Source organism: Methanobacterium bryantii (assembly GCF_002287175.1).
GTDB classification, from domain to species: Archaea; Methanobacteriota; Methanobacteria; order Methanobacteriales; family Methanobacteriaceae; genus Methanobacterium_D; species Methanobacterium_D bryantii.
Map to the genome: position 1 here is coordinate 185,808 of NZ_LMVM01000001.1, position 14,564 is coordinate 200,371.

At 33.3% G+C, this 14,564-nt stretch carries 14 protein-coding genes; 7 read left to right on the forward strand and 7 right to left on the reverse strand.

Annotated elements, in window-relative coordinates:
* Positions 1-226 precede the first annotated feature (226 nt).
* The 6 genes from ASJ80_RS17815 to ASJ80_RS00885 all read right to left on the reverse strand — a co-directional run bounded on the left by ASJ80_RS17815 (position 227) and on the right by ASJ80_RS00885 (position 4,897).
* Complete coding sequence (locus ASJ80_RS17815) at positions 227-448, reverse strand: ferritin family protein (protein ID WP_369802121.1); 222 nt, start codon at positions 446-448, stop codon at positions 227-229.
* A 21-nt stretch (positions 449-469) separates the two neighbouring features.
* Positions 470-646, reverse strand: a complete 177-nt coding sequence (locus ASJ80_RS17820; protein ID WP_369802122.1) for a ferritin family protein — start codon at positions 644-646, stop codon at positions 470-472.
* Between the two features lie 1,197 nt (positions 647-1,843).
* Positions 1,844-1,996, reverse strand: a complete 153-nt coding sequence (locus ASJ80_RS16745; protein ID WP_176720225.1) for a hypothetical protein — start codon at positions 1,994-1,996, stop codon at positions 1,844-1,846.
* Between the two features lie 91 nt (positions 1,997-2,087).
* Complete coding sequence (mtrA, locus tag ASJ80_RS00875; RefSeq protein WP_069583419.1) at positions 2,088-2,684, reverse strand: tetrahydromethanopterin S-methyltransferase subunit A; 597 nt, start codon at positions 2,682-2,684, stop codon at positions 2,088-2,090.
* Positions 2,685-3,339: 655 nt separating this feature from the next.
* Positions 3,340-4,476, reverse strand: a complete 1,137-nt coding sequence (locus tag ASJ80_RS00880) for a permease (RefSeq protein WP_338036855.1) — start codon at positions 4,474-4,476, stop codon at positions 3,340-3,342.
* Positions 4,477-4,540: 64 nt separating this feature from the next.
* Positions 4,541-4,897, reverse strand: coding sequence for a hypothetical protein (locus ASJ80_RS00885; protein ID WP_069583420.1), 357 nt, complete (start codon positions 4,895-4,897; stop codon positions 4,541-4,543).
* 360 nt (positions 4,898-5,257) lie between these two features.
* Here ASJ80_RS00885 and ASJ80_RS00890 point away from each other — a divergent pair, with 360 nt between their 5' ends.
* The 7 genes from ASJ80_RS00890 (at position 5,258) to ASJ80_RS00915 (ending at position 13,825) form a co-directional block, all read left to right on the forward strand.
* Positions 5,258-5,488 carry a FeoA family protein gene (locus ASJ80_RS00890; RefSeq protein ID WP_048080884.1) on the forward strand — a complete coding sequence of 77 codons (231 nt, stop codon included), beginning with the start codon at positions 5,258-5,260 and terminating at the stop codon, positions 5,486-5,488.
* A gap of 207 nt (positions 5,489-5,695) precedes the next feature.
* The gene (gene feoB / locus ASJ80_RS00895) at positions 5,696-7,801 is read left to right on the forward strand and encodes a ferrous iron transport protein B (RefSeq protein WP_083240924.1); all 2,106 of its coding nucleotides are present in this window, start codon (positions 5,696-5,698) and stop codon (positions 7,799-7,801) included.
* Between the two features lie 90 nt (positions 7,802-7,891).
* Positions 7,892-8,023, forward strand: a complete 132-nt coding sequence (locus tag ASJ80_RS17585; RefSeq protein WP_255360680.1) for a hypothetical protein — start codon at positions 7,892-7,894, stop codon at positions 8,021-8,023.
* Between the two features lie 681 nt (positions 8,024-8,704).
* A complete protein-coding gene (locus tag ASJ80_RS00900; protein ID WP_069583422.1) occupies positions 8,705-9,772 on the forward strand; it encodes an NAD(P)/FAD-dependent oxidoreductase in 1,068 nt (355 codons plus the stop codon).
* 93 nt (positions 9,773-9,865) lie between these two features.
* Positions 9,866-11,473 (forward strand): adenine deaminase, encoded by a 1,608-nt coding sequence (ade, locus tag ASJ80_RS00905; protein ID WP_069583423.1) that lies wholly within the window; start codon positions 9,866-9,868, stop codon positions 11,471-11,473.
* Between the two features lie 13 nt (positions 11,474-11,486).
* Positions 11,487-12,365: an MBL fold metallo-hydrolase gene (locus tag ASJ80_RS00910; RefSeq protein WP_069583424.1), complete on the forward strand. Its 879-nt coding sequence runs from the start codon at positions 11,487-11,489 to the stop codon at positions 12,363-12,365.
* Positions 12,366-12,595: 230 nt separating this feature from the next.
* The gene (locus ASJ80_RS00915; RefSeq protein ID WP_069583425.1) at positions 12,596-13,825 is read left to right on the forward strand and encodes a histidine kinase dimerization/phosphoacceptor domain -containing protein; all 1,230 of its coding nucleotides are present in this window, start codon (positions 12,596-12,598) and stop codon (positions 13,823-13,825) included.
* A gap of 69 nt (positions 13,826-13,894) precedes the next feature.
* Here the strand turns inward: ASJ80_RS00915 and ASJ80_RS00920 are convergent, their stop codons facing one another.
* A complete protein-coding gene (locus ASJ80_RS00920; protein WP_069583426.1) occupies positions 13,895-14,512 on the reverse strand; it encodes a DUF447 domain-containing protein in 618 nt (205 codons plus the stop codon).
* Positions 14,513-14,564 lie beyond the last annotated feature (52 nt).

Consider the following 14,564-nt stretch of genomic DNA (forward strand, 5'->3'; position numbering starts at 1 on the left):
AGGATGGCAGATTTGAATAACACCGTTTACATGGATAATAGTTCAATCAGTGAGTTATATCTGTAAACTCGTTGTAAACACATTTTTACTTAAAAATGGGTTATAAAATAAATAGTTCGGTTATGGGCTGTTTTTTGTTCTAAAATTCTCAATATACATATTTTTAATAAATAATATAAAAAAAATAATAGAATAGATCTTAATTAAATAAGTTGGATTTTCCGGTTTATTTGAAGTAACGTTCTAATATTCCTTTTAACATCCATGAGTGTCTCGCCTCATCTCTGGAACTTTCATCGAAGAAGTGGTGGGCTGGATCTATGTCCATCTCTTCGGCTTTCTTTGCAGCAGCTTTTTTTTCATGGTTAGCTATAGTTTCCCCATTCATCATCATTTCTAGATTTTCTTTGAGAGTTGGTTTTATGACACCGTTCATCTCAGCAAACATGGCTGCATGCTCAGCTTCGTCTCAAGCTATGGATTTAAGTACTTCTGCTACTTCTGGCATTCCATCTCTTTGAGCAAGCCTTGCTATGGCCATGTAAATGCCTACTTCGGTGCATTCTCCTTTGAAGTTTGCCGCAACGATTTCTTCCATATCTGTTCCTTTAGAAATTCCTATTTCTTGATTATCAATTGATTCCATTATTTTGCCTCTGTTGTTTTAACAACAATTAAGGAACCTTTAATATTTTTAGGTGCACCTAAATTATTGTTAGGGATACCTAAATTTTTTATAATATATATAATTTTCTATTTTTTGATAATCAAAAAACTATATTGAAAACAATAACTTAAAATCCGCTTTAAAATTAATTTACACAATTTTAGCATGTTTAAATAGTTTTATGTATGTTTTTTTTTAAGCTCAATATAACTAATTAAAATATATGTGATTATTTAAACTATTGAAAACTAGAAATAGATTATAATTAAACTTTGAATATGTTAAATGCTTTAACATTCATATTATTATCATTGCATGGTTTTTCTTCATTAACATGTTAATGGTTAATCTAAAGTTGAATTGTTTTAAAAAAGTCCATTTATTTAATCAAAAATTACATAATAATTTAACAAGTAATATTATGCACAATACTCCAGACATGAGTGTTTTTTTTATACAATGTATGGGACACCTGCTAATTTTTAGGTTAACCTAAAAATTTATATAGTATAAATGATTTAACTATACCTAACTTTCCATTATTTAGGCATGCCTAAATTTATGAAAGTAAGTTTGTAAAATTAAAAATTTTGCAACAGTAAAAAAAATCTCTGATTTTTTTTACATGTTTGCAAACATGGTTTTAGATCATCCTCAGCTCAAATGTATCATTTGAAACCATGTTTATAAACAGAACACATCAAAATATGGTTTTAGGCCTTCTTCTGCCAAAAAATAGCTTAAAATCATATTTTTTAAGTATTCAAACATGTAAATAGGTTTACCATACCTATTTATCCTCCAAAAAATATTTAGTTAAGGGCCTGGAGTCGAAACAGGTCCCTGACCTCTTTATTTTGAGTTTATTATTAAAAAAGTGCCAACATTCCCAATTTAAATTTAAACACGTCGTTTTTTTTACAGTATGATGTAGAATCTCCATCATGACCCCATCAGCTCAATTCCATCAGTTCCCGCCGTGATAATTTATATATTTCTGAAATGTTTGCTCGATATTGCCCTGTGTTTTATTTCAAAAGAAATTATAAGTCTCGACACATTTTCAGGGCTTGAGCCGAGTCTTTTGCCGTGAATTTCATGTAATTTTGAATACTATGGCAGCCAAGACTATCCGGATTATTCCGGGTTTTTTTTAACTGGCGGTAAACACAGCATCTATATTTCTTTGTAACCTCTGTTTATCCATGAAGTTGTTAATGAGTTCCTGTTTTCAGGTAGTTTTACCACAATCATGGCACCTGTAGATTTCTTTTCCTGTGCTTGTTTTGAAAATGAGTTTAAATTCGTAATTTGAGTCTGTAACTTCATGATAGGGTAAATCCATTTAAATATTCCCAGATTTATTTTATCCTTAAATGGATCATATTTTGTTAGACTGCAGAGATCCCTTAAATATCCATCATGTGTTCATTTTTCTGTATCGTCTCCTACTATAAATTAAATCAGTTTCAGAAGTCGATTTAACAACTTTTACTTCTTCACAATTTTCTTCCAATTGAATAATTACTGTTTCCTCTTCAGCAGCTCCAGGGTCTTTTTCAACGCATTCCTTTACTCTTGCCCTGATTAAATCCATATCTTCACTGTCGATCAGGCTGACTATCTCAAGCTGCTGCCGAAATCTATCAATAGCTTCATCAGGCACGTTTTCGATGTATGGAATTGCTCCAGTTGCACCAACAATTCTCCTTTTATCAGGAGCTACACCATTGGCGTGGAGAGCTTCGATACTTTGACCAGTGATGTGTCCCTGGACCTCCGAACCACAAAGCAGCAGAAATCTAATGTTCGGGTTAGAGATCAGGTTAGCTATCATTTTTTCTATTCCCAGGTTTTCAGTTTTTACAGGTCCTGCAATAGCAGCACCGGCATCAACAATCACATCTTCCAAGTGTGAAGCCAGCGTTGCACCGGCCACACAACTTTTAGGGTTTCCTACAACATAGTCTCCATTTACAACAGGCCATCCTTCTGCAGTTTTTTTCTTTTCTACCACTTTTAACACCTCTTTTTTTATAATAATTTGAATTTGACGTGTTTATCATTTATAAAGACATACTGCAACTATTGTAATGCAATTAAAGATTATAAACATATTTTATAAATATAACATTTACCCGACATTTCAATTTACATCTTATTTACCGGTATCCCAGTTAGTTCCCCATTATACCTTTTTTTCCCGCTTGGTTGGAAAAATGAACATGTCTTCAACTCTTGTAAATATTCTTTAAAAAAAATCAATATAATTCCAATCAGGAGTATTGATTAGAGTCAAAGAATCTATTTTCAATTCCAATTATATTCAAGTATGGTTGAATATAATTCAATTATACCTGATATTTAATACTACCGATTTTTTCAAATATACTTGAAAAAAATTAAAGTAAACTTTATATAATATGTTAGCCAACTAATGAATGTAATAAAAATTAAGAACAGGCATCGAATGGGTCTACCTAAACCTCCTTGTTCTCTAAACAAGATGTCTATTCAGGGGATCTAAATTCAAAAATAGATCCCTACCCACCACCAAAAAAAGAAGTAATAACTTATTTTAATTAAAAACAGGTTTTCAAATAGCAAATAGATGATATATCCTTTTAACTCCATGCTTTAATCTGTTACAGAAAAATTTTGCATTATACGACCTATTCATGCTTATAATCAAAAGCAGATTGCTGGCTTAATTTAACTATTTTAGTCCTGTATATTCCATAAACCATCAGACAAATCAGAATAACTACTGAAATCAATCTTATAGAGAAAGGAATAACACTATTATATAAACTCAAATTTCTAATTACAATAATTCCCATGAAGAAATTACTGAATAAATTGACAATATATCCCATCAAAAGAGAAACTACCAAAATAGAAGTGATGTATATACCAAAAAACTTTTTTCCAAATTTGTTAATTACCATTGACAGTGCTGCTATATTGGTGGCAGGGCCTGCATAAATAAAAATCAGGATACTTCCCGGTGTAAATCCCATGAAAACGAATCCCAGAGCAATGGGAATTGAAACCGTTGGGCAAACATAAAGAGGAATACTGACTAAGAGGAGTACAAATAGCGATATTACAGGATCCCCTGCAAAAGTCTTCATCACTCCCCACGGCATTATTACATTCATTAAAGTTCCCATTAAAGCAGCGAAAACCAACCCAATTAAAAGTGAAGTGGAAACATCTGGAAACATCTCCCTAAAAGAATAATTAAGGACTTCTCGAAATTTATCATTTCTTGTGGTTTTATGGTATCCACAGTGTCTGCTGGACATGGAATGATTTTGATTACATGAATTACAGTGGTTATTCATACTAATTTCATTCAAATCTGTTTTAGTACTGCCTTCTTGGTTATCATCACCAAATAAATGCACCAGTACTCCTGCAGTTGCACCAGAAAATGCCGCAACTACAGGCCTCATTAGCGTCAAAGGTAAACCTAAAAATGAGTATGATGTAAAAATAGAACTTACACTGAAGCCTGATGTTGATACTAAAAAAGAAGCTGCTACAGAATCTTTAATCCCTTTTTCCTTTAGTGCTATTGCCGCAGGGACGATACCGCAGGAACATATGGGGAGAGGTAATCCTATTAAAATACCCTTAAAAATTCCTCCAATTGTAGATTTACCTATCAATTTTTCCAATAAATGCTTAGGAAGTAATATTTGAATAACGCCTGCCAGTAAAAACCCTATAAGAATAAAAAAAGAATTTTCAAGCAGTATACTGTAAAAATATTGAAAAAAGATCACAATTATATCCATATACATACTGTCCACTAAAATCTTTAGAAAGTCCTTTTTTTATAGTTTTTAGAGCCATTATCCCCAATTATCATTCTCTGCAAAAATCAGATTTAGGTTTCCATTTTCCGTTTGAATAGGTCCATGTACCATTCCATATAACTGAATCAGATAGAACTGTTACAACTGCCTCCTTATCTGATTTAAACTGTATAATATCATGGAAAAAATCAATATCCATTCCCTCCTTTTGGGAAACATATTTTTTTGAAACATTGGCCAGTTCTTGATATTGCTGCGTTTTTTCTGTAGCGTCTGCAAAATATTCACACCCATCACTACAGTTAAGACACCCCTCTGAAGTATTTAAACACAATAAAACTGATAAAAATGGAACTACAATCACGAGTACCAGTAAACCAATACCAATTTTTAATTTTCTCTCCATGCCAACTCCTCTAAGAATTATCGTTTAAATAACTATTTATTACATCTATCTTTATATAATGTCTCACAAGCATCATTTATCATTTAGTTAAGCTGCATTTTACCTTTTTAAAAATTATAATCTAATTTTAATAAGATATCATTTCCAACAGGAAAAATAATTTTCTATCTACTAAAAACCCATTTTTATCAGTTTAAACTTGAAATATCCTCAAATCAGAAGGTATTTTATTACAATTAATCAAATTTTTAGGCTAGCTTAAAAAAATAGCAAAGTTTATATATTAAAAAAGATTTAGGTATACCTAACTCTAAATAATTTAGGCATTCCTAAATTTTAAAAGTGAGGTGAATAAAAAAAATGATAACAACATTAAATGAACTTAAAACTGGAGAATCAGGAATTATTGTATCCTATAATGGAAAAGGTGAATTACGAAAGCACCTTATGGAAATGGGATTCGTAAGAGGGTCCAATATTGAAGTGAAAAGAATAGCACCCCTAGGAGATCCTATGGAAGTAAAAATTAAGGGATACTCCATATCTTTAAGAAAAGAAGAAGCAGTAAATATTGAAATCGAAGTAACATGATGATTTAGAATGTCTAATTCAAAATAAAGAATTAAAAAATAATTTATGTAGAATATAACTGCAAATAAACTATTAAATAAATGATTAATGTAAATTTCATAATATTATTTAAAAAAAACATCCACCGACCTTTAATTACAAATATAAAAGGATCATGGGTTTAAGGGCAAATTGCCCCAAGACTAATTTATGGAGGGAATACAACCCATGGAAAAAATAAAAATAGCCCTGGCAGGAAATCCAAACGTTGGTAAAAGTACACTTTTTAACCAGATGACTGGTATGAAACAGCACGTTGGTAACTGGCCAGGTAAAACTGTAGAAAAAAAAGAAGGAAGCTTTAAATATAAAGGAAATGAATTTGACGTGGTTGACCTTCCTGGAAACTACAGCCTCACTGCTTACTCGGTTGAGGAAATAGTTTCAAGGGATTATATTGTTGATGAAAATCCAGATGTAATTGTTAATATTGTTGATGCCGGTAACCTGGAACGAAACATGTATTTAACTGTACAAATGATGGAACTTGGAGCCAATTTAGTACTTGCACTTAATATGAACAAGTTTGCAGATGAAAAAGGCTTTAAAATAGATACTGATAACCTGTCCCAACTTTTAGGAATACCCGTTGTTAAAATTGAAGCTGTTGATAAAACAGGATTTAATGAATTAATTAAAACAGTAGTAAAAGTTTCAAAATCCCCTAATAATGTATCAGGCAGAATAGAATACGGACAGGAGATTTCTGAACACACAAAGCAGCTTGAAGAAATTATAAATAAAAATATTTCAACAATAAATGCGCCTTCAAGCTGGACAGCTCTTAAACTACTTGAAAACGATAAAGAAGTTGTAAAAAAGATTGAAGGATCCCAAAACGGGCAAAAAGTTTTATCAGAGGTAAAAAAAGTCCAGAAACATTTAAACGATGTTTTTGGAGATGATGTTGATGCATCAGTTACCGATGCTCGATATGGCTTTATAGCAGGACTTATTCAGGAATCAGTGCAAAAACCAAAGATAGACAAGGTAACCAGATCAGACTTAATTGATCGTGTTGTAACCAACAAATATCTGGGAATACCAATATTCCTAATTATAATGTGGCTCACCTTCCAGATAACATTCACTGTAGGTGCACCATTCCAGGATCTTATTGATTCTGGGTTTGGCTGGCTTGGAGACACAGTAAGTGCGTATTTAGGTCCGGGATTTGTGACATCATTCATTGTTGATGGAATAATAGGTGGTGTAGGTGGTGTAGCCGTATTTATACCAATGATCTTCCTGCTGTTCCTTATACTTGCCATACTTGAAGACAGTGGTTACCTGGCAAGGGCCGCATTTGTAATGGACAAGTTAATGCACAAACTGGTAGGCCTGCATGGGAAATCATTCATACCCATGATACTCGGTTTTGGGTGCTGTGTACCTGGTATAATGGCCACAAGGACACTTGAAAATGAGAAAGATAGATTTTTAACCATGTTAATCGTTCCATTCATGTCCTGCAGTGCAAGACTACCTGTTTACGCCCTTATTATAGCTGCGTTTTTCTCCGCATACCAGGGATGGGTCCTGTTCTCAATTTACCTGCTGGGGATAGTAGTAGCAATCATAATGGCGTCCATATTCAAAAGGACCCTATTTAAAGGGATGTCAGCACCATTTGTCATGGAACTTCCCCCATACAGAAGGCCAACTGTCAAAGGCTCTCTGATCCACATGTGGGAAAGGGGATACCTCTTTTTAAGAAAAATGGGTACAATTATCCTTGCTCTATCTATTGTCATATGGGCACTCAGCAGTTTACCTGTTGGAGTTGAGTATGGTTCACAGGCAAGTATAACCGGGCAGGTAGGGACTGCTATAGCCCCAGTATTCGCGCCTCTCGGTTTTGGTGAATGGCAAGCTTCAGTTGCAGTAATATTCGGGTTCCTTGCTAAAGAGGTGGTTGTAAGCACCTTTGGTACCATTTATGGTGTTGGTGAAGATTCATCTGATGAACAGGCATCGGTGGAAGAAGCATCTGGCGAAAATGCATCAGTTGATGAAGCAGCTTCCGAAGAAGAAGCACCTGAAGAAGATCCTGGATTTATCTCTGCAATACAGCAGTTATTCACCCCTCTATCAGCATATGCATTCATGGCATTTGTACTGCTGTACATACCTTGTTTAGCCGTACTATCTGCGATAAGAAGGGAAACCAATTCATGGAAATGGCCAGCTTTCTCTGCAGGGTACACTCTGGTGGTTGCATATGTAGTTTCATTTGTCATATACCAGGGAGGACTACTGCTGGGATTCGGTTGAATTGAAGTTATAAAATTGTAAATAAAATCTTTGAAAATTGGAGAGGATTAATATCCTCTCATCTTAAGTTTTTAATATTCAGGTGTTAAAATGACAACAAAATGCGGAATAAGAGGTATAAAAAATATAAAAAAAATTCAAAATGTTGAAAACAAAATATATTGTTCTAAGGGCTGTGATGAAACAGTAGATAAAGGTGATAATGAAAAATGTGAAACTTAAACATGTGGAGTAATAGTTTAAGTTGCATTGAAAGCCGAAGGAACCACAAGTGTTATCAACAGGAGGTTCATTAATAGGAGTACCTGCAACTTAAATACCCTTATTTTTTATTTAATATTAATCAGTTTATTTTAAAGCCGCTCATGTATGGAGTATTGTGCATAATACTACTTGTTAAATAAATGGACTTTTTTAAAACAATTTCAACAAATTAACATGTAAACATGTTAATGAAGTATAAACCTACACATGATAATTGACATGTAAAAATCTCTCAAAAAACCGAAGCTTGTGAAAATTGAAAATCCCTCAAAATCTGTCAAAATTTATAATTTTGACGCGACAAACATTTTATGTTTGTAAGCTTTGATTTTGGGGCAGAAAAAATCAAAGATTTTTTCATGCTTCGATTTTCAAACTCGCAAATGAAATTTGCGAGAATTTTCAATTTTTGACAGTTTTCTCGGGCTTTTTCATCTTTAATAATTGGATTTTTCATGTTTTGTTTCAGTTGCCCTAGCCCACAGAGGAACCAGCAATGTTTCAGGTACGCCCGTTAATTTTTGTTCCATGTTTTAGCACCTTGGATATTAAGATTTAATAGTTAGTATTTAGTTTATATAATGTGTTTCTGTCTCAATTTGATCAATAATTTATAAAATTACAGACAAAATTAATACTATGGGAGAGATACAAATTTTAGGTGCAGGCCCTGCGGGGTTATCTGCAGCCATAAATCTTGCTCGATCTGGTTATAATGTAGATATTTTCGAAAAAAGTACAGATGTAGGTTCAAGATTCCACGGAGACTTTCAGGGACTTGAAAACTGGTCTGATAAAGAAGATGTGCTTAAGTTATTTAATGATATGAATATTGATGTCAATTTTAAATATGATCCTTTCTTGAAACTTAAAATATTTAATGAATCTAAAATATGGGATTTTAGATGTAAAAGGCCTGCGTTTTATCTTGTTAAGAGAGGATCAAAAGAAGAAACTTTAGACACAGCTTTAAAAAATCAAGCTTTGGATCTGGGAGTAAATATTCATTTTAATGAAAAAATCCGGGAAAAGGAAGCTGATATCATCGCAACGGGACCTATAAAAGATAAAATTTATGCTGCAGCAAAGGGAATTACCTTTAATACATTCTCTCAAAATATGGCCGTTGGCATTGTTAACAATAATGCAGCTTTAAATGGTTATTCTTACCTTTTAATTGCAGGTGGACAGGGCTGCATGGCCACTGTCTTATTCAATAATTTTAACAACATGGACTCTTATTTTAAACAAACAAAAAAGATTTTTAATAATAAGTTTGATTTGAATTTGAAAGAAACATGTAATATTGGTGGTATAGGTAGTTTTTCATATGAAAATATTTTTAAACGAGGTAAAAGTTTATATGTGGGCGAAGCCGCGGGTCTGCAGGACTTTTTATGGGGCTTTGGAATTAAAAGCGCTGTGACATCAGGATACCTTGCTGCAAAAAGTATAATCAATGGAAAAGATTACCAGAAATGTGCAGAAAAATTTTTTGAGGATAAAGTAAAAGCAGGTATGGTTAACCGTTATTTATGGGAACGATTCTGTTTTTTAGATTATTCTTTTATTGTAAACAGAATTCATAGGGCAAAAGATCCCCTTAAATTCCTTAATTATTTTTACAATGCCAATTTTATTCATAAAATGATTTATCCATTTGCTCACAGATATTTAAAGAAAAAATATGAAATTTTAAGTATTTAACTTTTTTAAAAAGAATATCTATAAAGAAAATACAGTTAAATAATTTATAAATATTAAATTTAGATTAAGTCGATTTTATTGGGAGCGTTATCCATGATCAGAGGCAATTTAGTTAACCCGTTTACTGAAGAGATCTATCCTGCAGAAATAGAAGTACGTGGCGGGATGGTAGAATGCGTGAGGCAAGTTGAAGGTAAATTTAACCAGTATATTTTACCTGGATTTATCGATGCACACATACACATCGAAAGCTCGATGCTTACGCCTTCAAGGTTTGCAGAAGCAGTTGTACCACACGGAACAACGTCTGTTGTATCAGATCCTCATGAAATTGCCAATGTTCTGGGAATCCCTGGAATAAAGTATATGATTGAGGATGCATCGACTGTTCCGCTTAAAGTGTTTTTTACAGCCCCTTCATGTGTTCCTGCAACGCCGTTTGAAACTTCTGGCGCAGTAATTAGCTCAAAAGAAATAGATAAACTTCTTAAATATGGTGAAATGGTTGCACTTGGGGAAATGATGAATTTTCCAGGAGTTTTGTCGGATGATCCTGAAGTTATGGCTAAAATTGCTGCCGCAAAAAATTACGGAAAGCCTGTAGATGGACATGCGCCTCTTTTAAGTGGAAATGGCCTCTGTAAGTATATTGCAGCAGGTATTTCAACTGATCATGAATGCATATTGAAAGAGGAAGTAATTGAAAAAAGAAAGCTTGGAATGAAGGTGATGCTCCGGCAGGGTTCATCTGCAAAAAATTTAGCGGATTTAATAAGTGCCGGCGGTGATTTCATCATATCTGATGATAAACATCCTGAAGATCTCTTAAAAGGGCATGTTAATTTAATGCTGAAGGAAGCTGTTGAACTGGGAGAAGATCCTGTTAAAGCAGTTAAGATGGTAACTATTAATCCTGCAGCTCATTATGGCTTAAATACTGGATTAATTGCTCCTGGAAAATCTGCAGATATGATCGTAGTTGATGATCTTGTAAATTTCAATGTAAAAGAAGTTTATATTGATGGAAATATCGCTGCACATGAAGGAAAAGCGCTATTTTCTGTTAATCCCGTTGAACTTGAAACTACATTTAAAATAAGTTCTAAAGAACCAGCAGATTTTGAAATTTCATCTTCTAAAGGTGAAGAAAAAGTAAGGGTAATTGATGTACGTGAGGGGCAGCTGCTTACTGGAGAATCTGAAGCAGTATTAAATGTTGCCTATGGTAAAATAGAGCCCAATGTAGAAAATGATATTTTAAAAATAGCAGTTCTTGAAAGATACGGCCATAACAAAATGGCAAATGCATTTGTCAATGGATTTGGACTTAAAAAGGGAGCAATTGCATCAAGTGTGGCCCATGATTCACATAATATCATTGCAGTTGGAACAAATAGTCAGGATATGGCAGATGCTGTTAATAGTCTTGTTAAAACTAACGGCGGACTTGTAACTGCATCTGATGGGTGTATCCATTCTCTAAAACTCCCAATAGGTGGTTTGATGAGTATGAAATCTGCTGGAGATGTGGCTTTTAAACTTGAAGTTTTACACGATGCTCTGGGTGATATGGGATGCAAGCTGGATTCACCTTTTATGACCATGTCATTTTTAGCCCTTCTGGTAATTCCCAAACTAAAAATAAGTGATATGGGGCTATTTGATGTTGAAAAATTTGATTTTGTGGATGTTGTAAAGTGAATCTGGTGATCTCATGAAAGTTATACCGCTTGCCTTTGAAAGTATGGGTGTAAGATCCATGGCCACATTCGTTGAAACTGACCAGAAAATACTTATTGACCCTGGAACATCTGTAGCCCCTAAAAGGTTTGGATATCCTCCATGGAAGTATGAATTTGACGCTTTACATGAGACGAGAGCTAGAATTGAAAAGTATGCAGAAAAAGCAAACATCGTCACTATTAGCCATTATCACCATGACCATTACACTCCATTTGAACTTGGAAAATTTCTGGATTCTTCGCCTAGAGCAGCAGAGAAACTGTATCAAGGAAAAAAGTTATTTATTAAACACCCCACTTCTCAAATCAACAAAAGCCAGCAAAAGCGTGCCGCTGAATTTTTAAAGAATTTGGAAGGATTGAACTGCGAAGTATCATATGCAGATGGTAAATCATTTGAAGTGGGAGATACATCTATTAAATTTTCAGATCCGCTTCCTCACGGTTCGCAGGGAAGTAAATTGGGTTATGTAGTAGCTGTAACAATTAATTGGAATGAAAAAACTTTTATGCATGCATCTGACGTCCAAGGTCCTATTTCTAGGGAATCAAAGGATCTTATTCTCGAAGAAAAACCAGATATACTGGTATTAAGCGGCCCTCCTATTTATCTTGCAGGATATGCCGTTGAGAGAAAAGATATTGAAAAAGCTCGAATCAATTTAATTGAAATAGTGGAAAAAATACCTAAAGTGGTATTGGACCATCACCTTTTAAGGAGTACGAGATATACCAATTTTGTAAATTCAGTAGTGAAGGAATCTGGTGGCGAAATAATAGTAGCATCTCAAATCGTAGGTAAAGAACCTGATTTGTTAGAGGCAAGACGGAAACAATTTTATAGAACTTAAAGTTATTAAGGGCATCTGGTTATTTATTTAAAAATTTTAAAACATGATGGATGTTAAATCATGTATAATTCACATTATGATGGTTAAATAGCCTTAAAAAAGTAGAATTCTGTTTTATAATAAAAAAACTTATATTGTAATAAAAGTAAATATAACTATCTTATTTAGGATAATGCCATTAAATAGCCAATAGTTCAAAATGATAATCTTGAAGACTTAAGGATGATAAGATGGATGCTAAGTACATTAACGTTCTTTTGATAGAAGATAATCTTACAGACACAGCTTTAATAAGGGAAATGTTAAAGGAAGTACGAAAACCTAGATTTAAGTTACATAATACGCGCCGCCTTGAGGATGGGTTAAATTATATAGAAAAAAATGGGGCAGATGTGCTGTTACTGGATTTAAACTTACCTGATAGTTTTGGCTTTGATACATTTCTGAAAGCTAAAGAAAGAGTACCTCAAAGTCCTATAGTTATATTAAGTGCGTTCGATGATGAAGATGTGGCGATTAATGCAGTTAAAGGTGAAGCACAGGATTATTTAATTAAAGGAAAGGTTGACAGCAGTCTTCTGTCGCGATCTATATCATATGCAATCGAGCGTAAAGCAATTGAGGGTGAATTGATACGTCACAGAGATCATCTTGAGGAACTGGTTCAAGAAAGAACAATTGAACTCCGGGAAGCAAATAAAAAGCTTAAAAATGAAATTGAAGAACGTAAACTGGCTGAAGAGGAGATTAAAGCATCACTTGATGAAAAGAATATACTCCTTGAAGAGATACACCATCGAGTCGAAAATAATTTACAGACAATATCCAATCTTATGGGACTAGAATATACTCAGCTCAATGATAAAGAACCTATTGAGATTTATCAGGAAAGCCAAAACCGTGTTAAAACTATAGCTTTAATTCATGAGACTTTATCTAGGTCTGAAGACTTTGCAATAATTGATTTTAATAAATATGCCTATGATTTAATTAATTACCTGTTTAAGTCATATGCAGTTGATAAAAATATAAATGCAAATATAAATATAGATGGAATTCTGCTGGATATAGATACTGCAGTTCCATGTGGTCTAATTCTAAATGAACTTGTCACCAACTCCATAAAACATGCTTTCCCATCATCGTATTTTGAAGATCGTAAACTCTTAAAAAGTAGATTTACATCCTCATCTAACCGTGAATTTGTAAATGATCAATTTACAGGTCAAAATGATATAACTGGAGAAATAAATGTTATCTTTACGTTGGATGATGGTAATTTCACATTAAAAGTGAGGGACAATGGAATTGGCTTACCTGATAATATTGATTTTAGATATGCAGAAACTAGTGGGATGCAACTGGTAAATGCATTGGTGAGACAGCTTGATGGGCTCATTGATCTTGAGAAGGATAATGGTTGTGAATTTAAAATTATATTTAGAGAATCCAGTGTATAGATAAAATTTTAAAAGTCTATTTTTTTAAATTTATATTTTCATTATATTATTTTTCAATTAAAAGGTTTATCAGTTGTTTTCAATATATTTTAAAATATTTTGCATCGCTTTTTTATGATCTAAGCTTCCAACACGGTTTACAGTTCTTGACATTTCATGAATTCGTTCTAAATATTCTTTTGCAGTATTTTCATCTACCATTTTAATTCTTGTTAAATAAACAAGTGATTCTATTATTGCAAAAATGGCCCTGTTTAAAGGTTCAACACTTTCTTTTTTAATAATAACTTCATTTACACTGGCTTTTATTATGGTCATCTTGGATTTGCTGATATTATCTTCTTTTTCAATTTCTTTAGTGCGGGTTACACTTGCAGTAAAAAAGGCATCTGTATTTTTAATGTAAAACGCATCACAATGCTTTTTAAAATGATCAGAAGAAAGATCTCCAGTGGTGCAACCTACAAAAACTAGAGGATCTTTTAGTATATTTACAACAAATTGGGAGTTCGTTTTTATATTTTCAAGAGTGTGGGTTCCTTCAAAAAGATTCAGCACGATTTCATTTTTATTTTTGCAGATAACTCCTATAGGGGCTGCATTTGGTACTCCGTTCCCATTATGAGTGGTTATAATTGTTTCATAGAGTAATCCCTTTTTCATTCCCAGAGATTCAAGATCTTGCATATGTTCACCCTGCTAATTTAGTTAAATTTATGTCATTTGATTTATTTAGTAC